This is a genomic window from Corynebacterium sp. PCR 32 (genome assembly GCF_037464985.1).
GTDB lineage: Bacteria > Actinomycetota > Actinomycetes > Mycobacteriales > Mycobacteriaceae > Corynebacterium > Corynebacterium kroppenstedtii_D.
Map to the genome: position 1 here is coordinate 44,876 of NZ_JBAHVL010000004.1, position 13,916 is coordinate 58,791.

15 protein-coding genes are annotated in these 13,916 nt (G+C 56.6%); 3 read left to right on the top strand and 12 right to left on the bottom strand.

What is annotated here, in order from left to right; translation table 11 throughout:
- Nucleotides 1–14: 14 nt before the first annotated feature.
- Nucleotides 15–1,448: an FAD-binding protein gene (locus V5S80_RS06410; protein ID WP_395169938.1), complete on the top strand. Its 1,434-nt coding sequence runs from the start codon at nucleotides 15–17 to the stop codon at nucleotides 1,446–1,448.
- A gap of 74 nt (nucleotides 1,449–1,522) precedes the next feature.
- Nucleotides 1,523–2,284, top strand: coding sequence for a decaprenylphospho-beta-D-erythro-pentofuranosid-2-ulose 2-reductase (locus tag V5S80_RS06415; RefSeq protein ID WP_395169939.1), 762 nt, complete (start codon nucleotides 1,523–1,525; stop codon nucleotides 2,282–2,284).
- A 56-nt stretch (nucleotides 2,285–2,340) separates the two neighbouring features.
- On the opposite strand, the gene V5S80_RS06420 is transcribed toward V5S80_RS06415, so the two are convergent.
- The 3 genes from V5S80_RS06420 to trxA form a co-directional block, all read right to left on the bottom strand.
- Nucleotides 2,341–3,996: an alpha-keto acid decarboxylase family protein gene (locus tag V5S80_RS06420; protein WP_395169940.1), complete on the bottom strand. Its 1,656-nt coding sequence runs from the start codon at nucleotides 3,994–3,996 to the stop codon at nucleotides 2,341–2,343.
- Nucleotides 3,997–4,098: 102 nt separating this feature from the next.
- Entirely contained in the window at nucleotides 4,099–4,971 is an 873-nt protein-coding gene (locus V5S80_RS06425; RefSeq protein WP_395169941.1) for a PspA/IM30 family protein, read from the bottom strand.
- Between the two features lie 135 nt (nucleotides 4,972–5,106).
- On the bottom strand, nucleotides 5,107–5,481 hold the full coding sequence (gene trxA, locus V5S80_RS06430) for a thioredoxin (RefSeq protein WP_395169942.1): 375 nt from the start codon (nucleotides 5,479–5,481) through the stop codon (nucleotides 5,107–5,109).
- A gap of 169 nt (nucleotides 5,482–5,650) precedes the next feature.
- On the opposite strand from trxA, the gene V5S80_RS06435 reads away from it, so the two are divergent.
- Nucleotides 5,651–5,935: a heavy-metal-associated domain-containing protein gene (locus tag V5S80_RS06435; protein ID WP_395169943.1), complete on the top strand. Its 285-nt coding sequence runs from the start codon at nucleotides 5,651–5,653 to the stop codon at nucleotides 5,933–5,935.
- 22 nt (nucleotides 5,936–5,957) lie between these two features.
- Here the strand turns inward: V5S80_RS06435 and V5S80_RS06440 are convergent, their stop codons facing one another.
- The 9 genes from V5S80_RS06440 to V5S80_RS06480 all read right to left on the bottom strand — a co-directional run bounded on the left by V5S80_RS06440 (nucleotide 5,958) and on the right by V5S80_RS06480 (nucleotide 13,896).
- The gene (locus tag V5S80_RS06440) at nucleotides 5,958–6,296 is read right to left on the bottom strand and encodes a fluoride efflux transporter FluC (protein ID WP_395170075.1); all 339 of its coding nucleotides are present in this window, start codon (nucleotides 6,294–6,296) and stop codon (nucleotides 5,958–5,960) included.
- Complete coding sequence (locus V5S80_RS06445; RefSeq protein ID WP_395169944.1) at nucleotides 6,296–6,799, bottom strand: fluoride efflux transporter FluC; 504 nt, start codon at nucleotides 6,797–6,799, stop codon at nucleotides 6,296–6,298. Before V5S80_RS06445 ends, V5S80_RS06440 begins: the two co-directional genes overlap by 1 nt.
- A 34-nt stretch (nucleotides 6,800–6,833) precedes the next feature.
- Entirely contained in the window at nucleotides 6,834–8,423 is a 1,590-nt protein-coding gene (locus V5S80_RS06450; RefSeq protein ID WP_395169945.1) for a cation:proton antiporter, read from the bottom strand.
- Nucleotides 8,424–8,598: 175 nt separating this feature from the next.
- Complete coding sequence (gene dnaB / locus V5S80_RS06455) at nucleotides 8,599–10,089, bottom strand: replicative DNA helicase (protein ID WP_395169946.1); 1,491 nt, start codon at nucleotides 10,087–10,089, stop codon at nucleotides 8,599–8,601.
- Nucleotides 10,090–10,635: 546 nt separating this feature from the next.
- Nucleotides 10,636–11,088 (bottom strand): 50S ribosomal protein L9, encoded by a 453-nt coding sequence (gene rplI / locus V5S80_RS06460; protein ID WP_395169947.1) that lies wholly within the window; start codon nucleotides 11,086–11,088, stop codon nucleotides 10,636–10,638.
- Between the two features lie 28 nt (nucleotides 11,089–11,116).
- Nucleotides 11,117–11,692, bottom strand: a complete 576-nt coding sequence (locus tag V5S80_RS06465) for a single-stranded DNA-binding protein (protein WP_395169948.1) — start codon at nucleotides 11,690–11,692, stop codon at nucleotides 11,117–11,119.
- A gap of 82 nt (nucleotides 11,693–11,774) precedes the next feature.
- Complete coding sequence (gene rpsF, locus V5S80_RS06470; protein ID WP_395170076.1) at nucleotides 11,775–12,062, bottom strand: 30S ribosomal protein S6; 288 nt, start codon at nucleotides 12,060–12,062, stop codon at nucleotides 11,775–11,777.
- Between the two features lie 146 nt (nucleotides 12,063–12,208).
- Nucleotides 12,209–12,400 (bottom strand): hypothetical protein, encoded by a 192-nt coding sequence (locus V5S80_RS06475; protein WP_395169949.1) that lies wholly within the window; start codon nucleotides 12,398–12,400, stop codon nucleotides 12,209–12,211.
- Nucleotides 12,397–13,896 carry a glycosyltransferase family 87 protein gene (locus V5S80_RS06480; RefSeq protein WP_395169950.1) on the bottom strand — a complete coding sequence of 500 codons (1,500 nt, stop codon included), beginning with the start codon at nucleotides 13,894–13,896 and terminating at the stop codon, nucleotides 12,397–12,399. Before V5S80_RS06480 ends, V5S80_RS06475 begins: the two co-directional genes overlap by 4 nt.
- Nucleotides 13,897–13,916 lie beyond the last annotated feature (20 nt).

The following is a 13,916-nucleotide window of genomic DNA, read 5'->3' on the forward strand; positions in this document are numbered from 1 at the left end:
AGAAAGAGTTAGTAGTGAGCTCAACCACGCCAGATCATCTACCGCTGGAGCGCCGTCGTCTCACGGGGTGGGGCCGTACTCAGCCGGCGTCTAGCGAAGTCTTGTCCACACCGGACCTGGACCTGATTGCCCGCGCGGTGCGTGCCGTCGCTGAGCAGAATGAGGATAAGCCCAGCTACCTGAAACGCGGTGTCATTGCTCGCGGTCTGGGCCGCTCCTACGGCGACCCAGCTCAGAACAGTGGTGGTCTTGTCATTGACATGTCTGCGCTCAATGAGATCCATTCCATTGACCCGGATACCGCCATTGCCGATGTTGACGGTGGTGTCACCCTTGATCAGTTGATGAAGGCAGCTCTGCCCTACGGTTTGTGGGTACCGGTACTGCCCGGTACACGCCAGGTCACTATTGGTGGCGCGATTGGGCCGGATATTCATGGTAAGAACCACCACTCGGCAGGTTCATTCGGTAACCATGTCGCATCGATGGAACTCTTGGTTGCCGATGGCCGTATCCTGCATCTCGAGCCGGAGGGCAGCCCTGACGACCCATCGGGTGAACTGTTCTGGGCCACCGTGGGCGGAATGGGTTTGACCGGCATCATTGTTCGCGCGCGCATCGCGATGACGCGCACGGAAACGGCGTACTTCCTTGCCGATGGAGACATGACCGCCTCGCTGGATGAAACGATTGACTTCCACTCTGATGGTTCAGAGAAGAACTACACCTATTCCTCGGCATGGTTTGATGCCATCTCCCCGGCACCGAAACTTGGCCGCGCGGCAATCTCCCGCGGCTCGCTTGCCACGCTGGACCAGTTGAAAGAGTATGCGCCGAAGCTGGCGAAGACACCTCTTAAGTTCAACGCGCCCCAGTTGATGACTGTTCCGGATATTTTCCCGAATTTCACCATGAATAAGCTGACGATGATGTCCATTGGTGAACTGTGGTGGCTGAAATCCGGCACGTACCGTAACAAGGTGCAGAATTTGACGCAGTTCTACCAGCCGCTTGACTTGATCGGTGAGTGGAACCGTGGCTACGGTTCCAAGGGCTTCCTGCAGTACCAGTTCGTCGTGCCCCGCGAAGCGGTGGAACCGTTCAAGGAGATCGTCCGGGATATCCAAGGCTCCGGGCATTATTCTGCACTGAACGTGTTCAAACTGTTCGGGGATGGTAACCGCGCGCCACTGTCGTATCCGATGCCCGGGTGGAACGTCTGCGTGGATTTCCCCATCAAGCCTGGGCTCGGCGCGTTCCTTGATGAACTGGATAAACGAGTTATGGAATTCGGGGGCCGGCTCTACCTGGCTAAGGAGTCACGGGTCTCCGCAGAAAACTTCCATGCGATGTACCCCGGTATGGAAGGCTGGCTGAAAACCCGCAACGCTATCGATCCGAGCGGCGTGTTCGCCTCCGACATGTCCCGCCGTCTCGAACTGCACTAATCGCAGTAGTCCGCATCCACCGCATATGATCGCTGAGCCTCTAGGGTTCAGTTCACAGAAAGGGTCTTGTCTCCATGCTTAATGCCGTCGGGCACGCGCAATCTATCCTTCTTCTTGGGGGAACGTCCGATATTGGCCTCGCTATTGTCGAGGAATTCCTGTCCCGTGGGCCTGCCGTTGTCACACTCGCTGCCCGGAAGAACAGCAAGGATCTTCCCGCGGCGATCGACCGTGTGAAGAAGGCAGGTGCCGCCGACGTCCGCACCATTGACTTCGACGCCCTCGATACCGCGTCACACAAGTCTGTTATTGACGATGCTTTCAGTAAGGGTGATGTTGATCTCGCCATTGTTGCTTTTGGTGTGTTGGGCGACCAAGAAGAACTGTGGCAGAATCAGGAAAAGGCTGTTCAGACTGCGCACATCAACTACACCGGTGGGGTCTCTGTCGGGGTGCTCTTGGGCCAGGCTATGAAGAAACAAGGCCACGGGCAGATTGTGGCGATGTCGTCGGTGGCAGGTGAACTGGTTCGCCGTTCCAACTTTGTTTACGGTTCCACCAAGGCCGGGTTCGACGGGTTCTACCGTCAGCTGGGTGAAGCATTGCGCGACAGTGGTGTCCGTGTTCTCGTTGTTCGCCCGGGTCAGGTGCGCACGCAGATGACCGAAGGCTTGGACGATGCCCCACTGACGGTCAACAAGGAAGATGTCGGTGCTGCCGTTGCGAAGGCTGTTGATAACAACAAGTCCGTGATCTGGGTCCACCCGCTGTTCCGCTACGTGATGATGATCCTAAGCCACATCCCCGCCACTATTCTGCGGAAATTGCCGATCTAACATCACAGCACGTGATGGGACGGGCCTAGGCGCACCGTGTGGTCCGTCGTCGTGGCTTACGTGGTGGTGGCGTCGGCGGCGACGTGGCTCATCGTTGTGAGCAAGGCGGGGTAGTCGTGTGGCGCCGTGCATACTTCGATGAGCACCAACCGGTCCTGATTATTCTGCGCGAGTTCACACGCTTCCTCAAGTTCTGCCCGAGTCGTCGCTTTCACTGTCAGGACCGTATCATCCGTACCGCCCAGTGCGTGCGGAATCTCCCGCCACTTCCACGCCGTAATGTTGTTGTATTCAGCATTCTCACCATGAATGATCCGCTCCACGGTGTAGCCGGCATTGTTCACCACGATGACGACACCATGGACGCCTTCCCTCATCCAAGTGCCTAGCTCTTGGACTGTCAGCTGCGCAGAACCATCACCGATGACGAGCACCGGGCGGCGATCCGGGCAGGCTAAACCAGCGCCCATCGCAGCCGGGAGAGTGTAGCCGATTGATCCCCACAGCGGCTGCCCAATGAAGGTTGTGTTGGCGGGGAATCGCATCTTTGCGAGACCAAAGAAACTCGTGCCCTGATCAGCCACAACAATGTTGCCCTCGGTGAGTGCCCCGGCGAGGGTTGGCCACACGTCATCTTGTACTAATGGTTCATCAGCGTGTGCAATCCAGTGGTGTGGTGGCGGGGCCGGGAGTGCGTCCGGCGCATGGTCCGCACAGGATGGGGCGAGGTCTGCCAGAACATCCAGAGCATCAGCCATGTGTAGGGGCGCAAACGTCTGTTCGCCGATTTTCGCGTAGTCGGCGGCGATATTCACGCAGCGGGTCGGATCGATGGTGTGGCTAAAACCAGCCGTCGTTATGTCGGTGAATTGGACACCAGCCATGATCAGGCGGTCTGAATTTTCTACGGTGGTACGAACATCTGGCTCTGAGGCCGCTCCCACATATACGCCCGCGAAGTAGGGGTTGTCCTCGTTGACGAGTGTTTTTCCCCACGTCAATGTGGCGTGAGGAAGACCATGGTTGAGGAGGTTGACCAGGTTGGGCGTGGCGCCCATGCGGTGGACGAGAAGATCTGCGAGTACAGCAACTGTGCGCCCCTCAAGAAACGTGGTGGCTGCCGAGCGGAACTCCTCTAACGCATGCGGCGATGTGGACGACGGGGTTTCTCCCAGGGGGGACGAGGGTGGGGTTACATCGATACGGGCGACGTCTGTCGGGACGAGGATGTATCCCGGGCGGCGGTGCACCTGGACGGCGCGGAGTACGCGGTCAATCTCGTCGATCGCATCGGCAGGGGTGAGGTCAGCGGTGGCGCAGGTCACTTCCTCCGCCATGCGTCGGAAATGTGAAAAATCACCATCGCCAAGGGTGTGGTGCAACAAACACCGAGCTGCTTGCGCGTCTGTTGGTGGGGCACCGACGATGTGCACCACCGGGACGTGTTCTGCATAGGAGCCGGCAATAGCGTTGATGATTGACAGTTCTCCTACACCAAATGTTGTTACCACGGCGCCGATACCGTTCATCCGTGCGTAACCATCAGCCGCGTAACCCGCGTTCAATTCGTTTGCGTTGCCGATCCACTGCAGCTTGTCATGCCCGGCAATGTGGTCCAAGAATTCCAAATTGAAATCGCCGGGAACACCAAAAACATGCTTGATTCCTCCGTCGGCAAGGCGATCGGCAATGTAGTCAGCGACCGTATACATATATCTCCTTTGTCTGGCTCAATGATGCCAGCATCATGTGGCGAGAGCTGCCACGAGGATTGGTGACAGGTGAGGTCGTCACGGCGTCACCTGCGCCTGTGATCATCGGTGATGATCCTTTTCTTCCTCACTGGTGGTGGTATCCGCTTCGGTGGCGGTGTGCTCTGTGGTCGCTGCGTGTGTTGCTGCCGCGTCGTGGTGTGTTGCCGTGCCCAGTTCTGGTGGCGTGTCTGATGGGCTCAGGGAGTTGCCCGCACCCATGTGTGCCCTGATCTCTTCCAAGCGGGCGGAGGCCTTGAGGTCGCGTCCTGCAGTCTCGATCTCCGCGAGGCGACTGTCGATCGAATTTTTCGTCAATTCCTGTGCGCCCAGGGCATCTGCATATCGACGCTCGATCTTGTCACGCACCGCGTCCAGGCTGGGCACGGAATCATCACCCGCTGTGAGTGCGTTCATCGATTCTGTGGCCTTGGCAGACTCTTCGTGCATCTTCGTGTGGTTCACCTGCGCACGTAGTTGATCTATCTGGCCCAATTGTTCTGTGAGTCGCGCCTCAGAGGTGTGAACCTGGTGTGTAGCCTGTTCTACCGCCTGGGCATTGTTGCGATGAAGCTGTTTCATATCCTCAATCTGCTGCTCGACGCTCACTAACTGTGACGCCACAACTTCAGCCGCGCTGGTCCATTCGCGAGCTTGTGTCGAGTCGCCCGACTGCGTTGCCGTATCAGCAAGGTGCAGTGCTTGTTGGGCCTGTGATTGAAGTTTCTCCTGATCCTTGATTAAGCGGTTGAGCTTCATTTCGATCTGCCGCTGATTTCCCAGTACTGCCGAAGCTTGGTCCACGATAGCCTGGTGTTGTTTCTTCGCCGCGTCAGTGGCCTGCTGAATCTGCACCATCGGATCTGCGTTGTCGTCGATGGTGGCATCCAGCTTGGCCATCGCATATTTCCACCCTTTAGAAAAGGGATTAGCCATCAGAATCTCCTTCGTGTCCGTCGCGGGGCATCAGTGACCTAGGACGGCGTGCATGGTGAGCTAGGGCCAGCATCAACGATGCGCGCCAAGCTTAGGGGGGCTGCCCCTACTCGTCGGTGCCCCATCATAGGCTTTTTACTTCTCGGACTCTGTGGCTTCCCGGTCGGCGATCTTCTGGCGGACATCATCCATGTCCAGGTTTTTCACCTGCTCAATTATGTCCTTCACTTGGGCGGCAGAATGCACGCCTGAATGCCGGTACACGACGACGTTCTCACGGAAGATCATCAGTGTAGGGATTGATTGGATACCCAGTGACGCTGCAATCTCCTGATTGTCCTCTGTGTCTACGGTGCCGAACGTGACATCGGGGAACTGCTCTGACACGTCCTCAAAAATTGGGCCGAACATGCGGCACGGCCCGCACCACTGGGCCCAGAAATCCAAGGCGACGATGCCGTCTGTCACTGTCTCTGTGAAATTATCTTTCGTCACCGTAACCGTAGCCATATATTCCTTTCAGTCACCCCTGCATGTACTGGTGTGGATCCACTTAACCACCCCTAAATATGTGCAGGAGGAAAACACTCACTAGTGAAAATCAACAACGATAACTAACATTTTGTTCCAGACCGGACAGTGACCCTGACCCCGGCCATCAACCCAGGAGCACACCACGATGCCCCAGGGACACAACAAAACTGGCCAGCTCACCGCCACGGCCGCCGACATCCAACAGTACCCTCGCAAGGAGATAACCCTCATGATGAAGAACTACACCATCGCCGGCATGAGCTCCGCCACAACAGCTGCCACCATCAAAAATGCTGTGTCCCAAGCACGCGGGGTCCAAAACGTCACCATCTACGATGACGGCCACATGACCGTCGAAGGTGAAGACTTCGGCGACGCCGACATCACCACTGCCGTCTCCGCCACCGGCCACACTCTCGAAGACAACTAGGGGCCAGCCCCACCACCCCTTACTATCCCGCCACAACCAACCCACACCACGCTGCACACACCGCAGCCACAAGAGACACCACAGCATAGGCGGCGCCCCGGCGCGCACTACCTTGCGTCACAGCCTCCACCGACGCCGCTGACAACGTGGTATAGCCACCCATCACCCCGGTACCCACAAAGTCCACAACAGCACCAGGGGGAAGACCCGCCACACACAAACCACACACGAACGACCCCGTCACATTAATGACAAAAGTGGCCCACGGGAACCCACCGCGCCACTGTTGTCGAATCCACGCGTCCACCACATAACGCATACACGCGCCAAGACCACCACCAAGTGCGAGAACCAGCGTCATCACCGGCCCACCTCGTCCCGGCGCCCCCAGCCCGGCTCAGACCCCTGCGGCTGCCGAGCCTTATCCTGGGCTGTCACCCTGTGCTCCACACGGCGCTCCCACCACATGCCGCATCCCGCCGCAATCGCACCGCACACCACCATGAACAGCGCGTAGTACACCGCGAAACTCATCCCCATCAGCGTCCCAGACCCCTGAACACCAGCGCCCCCCACACCCGGAAACCACCGAGCAATATCCACAGCAAACGTCGAATACGTCGTCACCCCACCACAAAAACCAGTACACACCAGCAATTTCGCATTCGGCAGGTCATGGCGAACACACCGCGCACCTGCATAACCAAGCAGCGCAGCCCCCACCACATTGACCACAAAAACCCACCACATCGTGGGAACAACCCCACGCACCACCGGCGCTGACGTCAACACATCACGCACCAGTGTTCCCACCGCGCCACCACCACACACCAACGCCACAGAGGCGCCACTCACGCCCCGCACTACAGGTCTCCTCAGACGCGACACAACCATTCGCCTACCTCTCTCGAAGCCCCATCACTGAATTTTCACCGCTCGCCAACGTCATACGATCCAACTGTGCTAGCACCTCGTCGATAATAAAAGGATCCGCGCCTGGCTCGAACCGAGCCGACATTACTTCCACCTGGGCAGCCTCAATTGCCTCCAGACGCACCGCCGTCACCTTCCGACGTACGTCACGCAACCGACGCACAGCATCCTCGTAATTCTCCGGCTCGCCGTCCTTCGGTACACCCGTCATATCACGAAAACGCCGCGCAATCGCCTGAATTGCCTCCGGGGGAAGATCCTCACCTTTCGACTGCAACACATCCATCGCCGCACTGTGCGCACGACGCAACAGACGATCCATCGTCGCATCAGTTATCGCATCAGTGCCCTCACCCATATTCAACTTCTGCATGATCCACGGCAACGTCAACCCCGGCACCACCATCGTGCAGAACAACACCGTGAGCGCAATCAACGGCATTTCGTTATACACGTTGATATACCCCGCTGGCATCGACAGCACCAAGGCCAACGTCACCAGTCCACGCATCCCCGCCCACGTCAACACCAACACTTCCTGCAAACGCAGGGGTGACACATTCTTCTTCGTGTCCCGCTTATTGATCAAATACTGGTCATACATCCACACGAAACGCACAACAAAAAGCACACCGGAGATCACCAACCCCCACATAATGCCCTGACCAATACGCGTCGATGTCTGCTCCACCGCGTTACGCACCGACAAGCCAATCAGGCCGAACGCCAACCCCGTCACCAACAGCTCCGCGGTCTCCCAAAACGCCGAACCCGTCAAACGGTCCTCCGATGCCGTCGCCGACACACGCGATGTCATCTCCACCGCAGCAACCACCACCGCAATCACACCCGACGCATGAATTTCCTCGGCCGCGATATACACCGCAAAAGGCACCACCCAGCTCAGCGCATTCACAGTATTCGACCCCGCGGTGTACTCCAATGCTCGGCCAGCAGTGTGGCCGATCAACCACCCCACCACGATCGACGCTATGGCCGTATATCCAAACCGCAGGAGGGCTGACCCCACATGAATCCGGTCATCGTTATATAAGGAACTCAGCGCCAATTGGAACGCCACCAACGCCACCGCGTCGTTAAACAACCCCTCAGTTTGCAACGTCCCGATGACTCGCCGGGGAATTCCCGCGGGTTCTGCAACCGCCTCCACTGCCACGGGGTCCGACGGTGCCACCGCAGCGCCCAATGCGATCGCCCCTGCCACCGATAAGCCAGGAATGAGCAGCATCGATGCGCCGGCGACAACGAGAATTGTCACGACGACCAGGAGCACGGATAGTGACAACAGCGTTCGCCACTGGGAACGAATCAGAGGCCACGACAACCGCCGAGCCATGGCCCAAATCAACGGCGGAAGGAATAGAGGCAAAATTAGATCTGGCGGTAGTGATACGTCGGGGATGGCCGGAAACACCATTGTCGCTGTCGTTAACAAGGTCAAAAGAACAGGCCAGGGCAGGTTTGTCCGCTCACCCACAGATACGACGACGACTGTCGCTAGCATCAGACCCACAATCACAATGAGGGTCTCCATGCCCCGCCACCTTTCGTTACCGACTCACCACCACCCAGTCGCCTCGCCACACACAGGCGCACAGGTGTACCACATTCTCTGATTCCCGCCCGCGCCACATCACGTCGTGATGAGCTGTGATCGGAGGGAAGTACTCCCTCTCCACGATAGAGGAAAAATGGCGTCGTGGCGCCGATCACGCGAAGTGCTCGGTAGCCAAATTCGCGAATCTCGAATAATGCAGCTGCTCAGCAATAGCGAACGTCCCCACAGGCCCGCCACGGTGCTTCGCCAGAATGATGTCGGCCTCGCCTTCGCGGGGATTATCCAGCGCGTCTGGTTGCGAATTTGGCCGGTACAACAACATGACCATATCGGCGTCTTGCTCCAAAGAGCCAGATTCGCGCAGATCAGCAAGTTGTGGTCGTTTATCTGTACGCGACTCGGGTCCACGGTTCAGCTGGGAAATCGCAATCAATGGAACGTCCACTTCCTTGGCCAACAACTTCAATTGGCGTGAAAACTCCGATACTTCCTGCTGGCGGGACTCCACCTTTCGACCCGATGTCATCAACTGAAGATAGTCGACAACGATGAGGCCCAAGCCATGCTTCTGTTTCATCTGGCGGGCCTTCGTCCGAATTTCCATCATCGTTAGGTTGGGTGAATCGTCGATGAAAATTGGTGCTTTCTCCAACTTTCCCATTGTTTGAGCCAGACGAGTCCACTCTGCCTCGTCCATTTTTCCACTGCGCATTTGCCCAAGGTTGACTTCCGCTTCAGCGGAGAGCAGCCTTAACACGATCTCGGTCTTGGACATTTCAAGGCTAAAAAGTGCCGATGGGGTGTCATTTTTCACCGACACCGACCTCATAAAGTCCATTGCCAGTGTTGATTTACCCACACCAGGACGAGCAGCGATGATAATCATCTGCCCGGGGTGAAGGCCGTTAATGGTTTTGTCGAGCTCGAAAAATCCGGTGGGAACACCACTGGCGATACCGCCGTGTGCTTCGTACTCATTGAGGAGGTCGTTGACGTCTTCGAACGTATCTGCCAGCACAACGTAGTCGGTGCTGGCATTTCTGCGTCCCACGCCAAAGACCTGGGATTGGGCGTAGTCAACAACCTTGTCCACATCCTGGCCGTCAATGCCGTTGTAGCCCAGTTTCACAATCTCGGTACCGACTGAGACGAGTCCACGAAGAACGGCTTTTTCCGCGACGATCCGCGCATAGTACCCGGCATTCGCTGCTGTGGGCACTTTTGTCATCAGGGTGTGGATATAGGGCGCCCCGCCCACTCGCTCCAGGTCGCCGTCGCGATGAAGGCGGTTACTTACGAGTACCGGGTCAATCTGGAGTTGGGCATCGGCAGCTTCGCTATAAAGGTCGAGGATGGCGTTGAAGACGGTCTGGTGGCGAGGATCGTAGAAGTCTTCAGCCCGGAGGACTTCGACCACGTCGGTAATCGCATCTTGAGATTGCAGCATGCCGCCCAACACGGCCTGTTCAGCGTCAATATCTTGCGGGGATTTCCGTCCGAATTCCTCATACCCGCGGGTCTCGGGCCCATCAGAGTGTTCAAACGGTACGTCATCGTAACTCCCGCCGGAGTTAAACCCCGGCTCATACGACGAGTCATACGAGTGGTCAAATGACGGTGAAACCGCTGAACCTGATGTCATGACAATACCCTATCGTCTGCTGCTGATGTGTCACTGCTTTTCATAGAGTGCGGGAAGCTGGGATGCAAATCTCACGACGACACACTGGCAAAGTTATCCACAGGGCATGGGGGTTGCTTGTGGAGAAAATGTGGAGAATTTATCATTTCCCATGGTGGGTTGTGGAATTTTGTGTGGACAACTTCCTGTAACCACCTGGGAAAACTATCATTTTCGCAGGTCAACCCTGTGAAATTGTGGATTGGTTACATTCACGCAACCAGTGGAAAACTACCTCTATGCAGGCTGTTTATATCGCGAACTGGGGAAATAACATCACACATTGTGCATAAAATTTGCTGCTTTCTGTGGAACCTGAGTAGGTTATCCCCAACCCCAACGCACTACCGGTAAAGACACCAACAACGGGCCTGGCACCACAGCCAGACCCGTCATAAATGCGCACCAGATGCGGTGTCGAAGCGCACCTCGTGCATACACGCTGTTGTCGACCCGGGGGTGTCGAAGCCCCGGAAAGAATTCAAAAATTACGTGGTAACCAGAAAACTACTGGGAAACGACCTCAAATGTAATGGTCCCACGGATATCCTCATGGAGCTTAACCTCCACCGAATACGTACCCGTGCTCTTGACGAATCCCTTAGTCATATCAATGCTGTGCTTATCCAGCTCCGGTCCACCGGCAGCAACAACAGCCTTAGCAACATCATCGGCTTTCACAGAGCCGAACAGTTTGCCGTTCTTGGCGGTACGAACAGCAATAGACACACCGCTAAGGTTTGCCAACTGCTCTTTGATCTCACGAGCCTGATCGGCATCTCGAATAGCACGTGCTTCCTGAGCACGCTTCAAATCCTGAACCTGCTTCTCGGCACCACGAGTAGCGGGCACCGCGTAGCCACGCGGAAGCAAGTAATTTCGTCCATAGCCGGCCTTGACCTCAACGATGTCACCAGGAACACCGAGATTGTCAACGACGGCGGTGAGGATCAGCTTCATGATCCCTAGCCTTTCTTACGTTGATTAGTTAGAAGGGTGGCTCATCATCTGCCCCACCAAACCCTTGGCTGGAGCCCTGGCTGGGAGCGGAATTCCACGGATCCTGATCCGCGGCCACATTCCCTCCGGAACCCCCAAATCCCTGATTGCCCTGAGACTGCTGGCCACGATTGGAGCTAAAACCTCCACCCCGGTTTCCACCGAAGTTACCGCCGCCCTGGTTGAACCCGTTACCACCACTCGCCTTCTCGACGTGTGCCGTGGCATACCTCAACGACGGGCCAACCTCATCGACCTCAATCTCAAAAACACGACGCTGTTCGCCCTCGCGAGTCTCAAAACTACGCTGACGCAAACGGCCATTAACAATAACGCGCATCCCTTTTTTCAGGGATTCCGCAACATTCTCAGCCGCCTGGCGCCACACATTACAGGTAAGGAACATGGCATCCCCGTCAACCCACTGGTTCGACTGAGAGTCGAAACGACGCGGCGTCGACGCAATACGGAAGTTAGCCACAGCAGCCCCCGAAGGGGTAAAGCGAAGTTCTGGGTCAGCAACAAGATTGCCAACCACCGTGATGGGCGTATCTCCCTGTGCCATGATGGATCCTCTCTCTGCAGGACAGCCGGGTTGATAGTCAGATATAACCTGACACTGGTGTTTTTCTTACCAGTGTGCCTTGTTAGGCGTCGGCCCGCAGAACTTTCGTACGCAACACCGAATCATTCAGGTTGAGCAGACGATCAACTTCCAGCACTGTGGCGGACTCACACGTGACGTCCACAACAACGTAGATGCCTTCGTCTTTCTTCTGAATGGGGTAAGCCAAGCGGCGCTTGCCCCAAATATCAACCTTGTCAACGCTGCCCTTGTCCTTGCGGACAACATCGAGATACTTATCCAGGGACGGGGCTACAGTGCGCTCATCCTGAGTAGGATCGAGAATGATCATGATTTCGTAGTGACGCACGGACCTCATCACCTCCTATGGTCTAGTCGTTTTTCGGCCGCACCATTCGTAAGCACGGCAGGAGGGTTCGTTGCGTCAAGCAACCCCACGAGACTACCAAACCCCTGGCCAGAGATAAAAACGACGCCTTCTCCGCGTCGCACACCTCACTCATTCATGAGAGTTGCCCAAAATATAGCGACCGTCACCGGAACAACGGTGATAAAAAACACGGCAACAACAAACAAGCCCCACGTCAACACCGCCGGCTTCTTATACATGAAGCTCGCAAAAGACGCAGTAAACAGGAAAAACCCTACAAAAACACTGACAATCGTGACAATCACCTGCGGAGTCATACGGAAGCCTCCTCCCGCGTCGCCGACGTCGTCACAGCCCCAGCCGCAGCCGCATCAACCATCATCGAACGCCCACCCGTCACCGCCTGACCCATCGTCATCGGAGCCACAGGGATACGACCACGTAACTGCTGAACCACAAGAACAACGATCGCCACGACCAACCCATCCCTCGCGATCACAAACAAGTTAAAAAGCCAATCAGGCGCACCCTTATTCTCCGGCCCAAGGAACCACCACATACGAACAAACCAATACACCGCCTCCACCCACATCCACGCAAAAACCAAACGCCAACGAGGCAAAGCCAACGCAACAAGGGGAACCAACCACAACGAATACTGCGGGCTCCACACCTTACTGGTCAGCACAAACGCAGCAATAATTAACAACGCAAGCTCCCACACTTTCGGCTCGCGCTCCACCCTCACCCCGAGGAACACCACCCCCACACAACACAACCCGAACAGCACCATAGAAATGACCGACTGGACCACCACTGGAACACCCGTGGAATAATTCACCCCCGCCAACCACGACACCACACTGTACATCGTCGAATCCTCCGCCACCCGCTTCCCATTCCGAGTGAAAAACTCCGCCCACCCAGCAGGAGACACCACCATAATGGGAACATTAACAACGAACCACGTCACCACAGAAGAAGCCACCGTTGTCCACAACTCGGCCTTCTCACGCCAACGATGACGAACCACCATCACAAAAAAAGCACCCACGATACACACCGGCCACAGCTTCACCGCCGCACCCACACCAATGAGCACCCCGGCACCCACGAACTTATTCCGAGTCCACAAGAAGATCGCCCCCATCGCACACACCGTCGCCAGGGAGTCAAAATTCGTAAATATGTGAACACCAACAATAGGACTCGCAGCAACCAAAACGACATCCCAAACCCGATGCCCCGCCAACTGATAGGTGAACCACAACGTCCCAATCCAGGCAACCGCCAGGAACACCGCATTGACCCCGAAATACACACCGACACGAGGCGCCGACCACCCCACCAGGTTCACCACCCACTGCAGCGGAGCAGCCAATTGCGCACACAACCACTGATACAGCCCGGTTAACACCGGATATTCCATATAACGCATCCCACCATCACCAGGCCAGGAATACACATAGGGAAAATGACCATCTTTAAGACCCTCAATCGTGTACAGAGGAATCGAATCGGCATAGCACCCCGACGTATATTGCCGGTTCGCAGCCCAATTCACCCCACCACCGTCACCACGGAGACACTGCGCCTTGGACAACCATCCCAACGACATCATCCCCAACGCCACACCGACCAGAACACGAAGGGGAGTGGCCCACACAGCACGCCCAACAAGACCATGCCGCGCAATCGGCCCGCCAAGGAAAGCAACCCACCGTTGGGCTGCAGGTTCCGTGAGACCCGGCTGAACCCTCAGCACATCTGTCACCGGGCTATCGAGCCGTTCTTCTCCTCGAGCTGACCCCACCGCCACTACGTCCTTCTCCG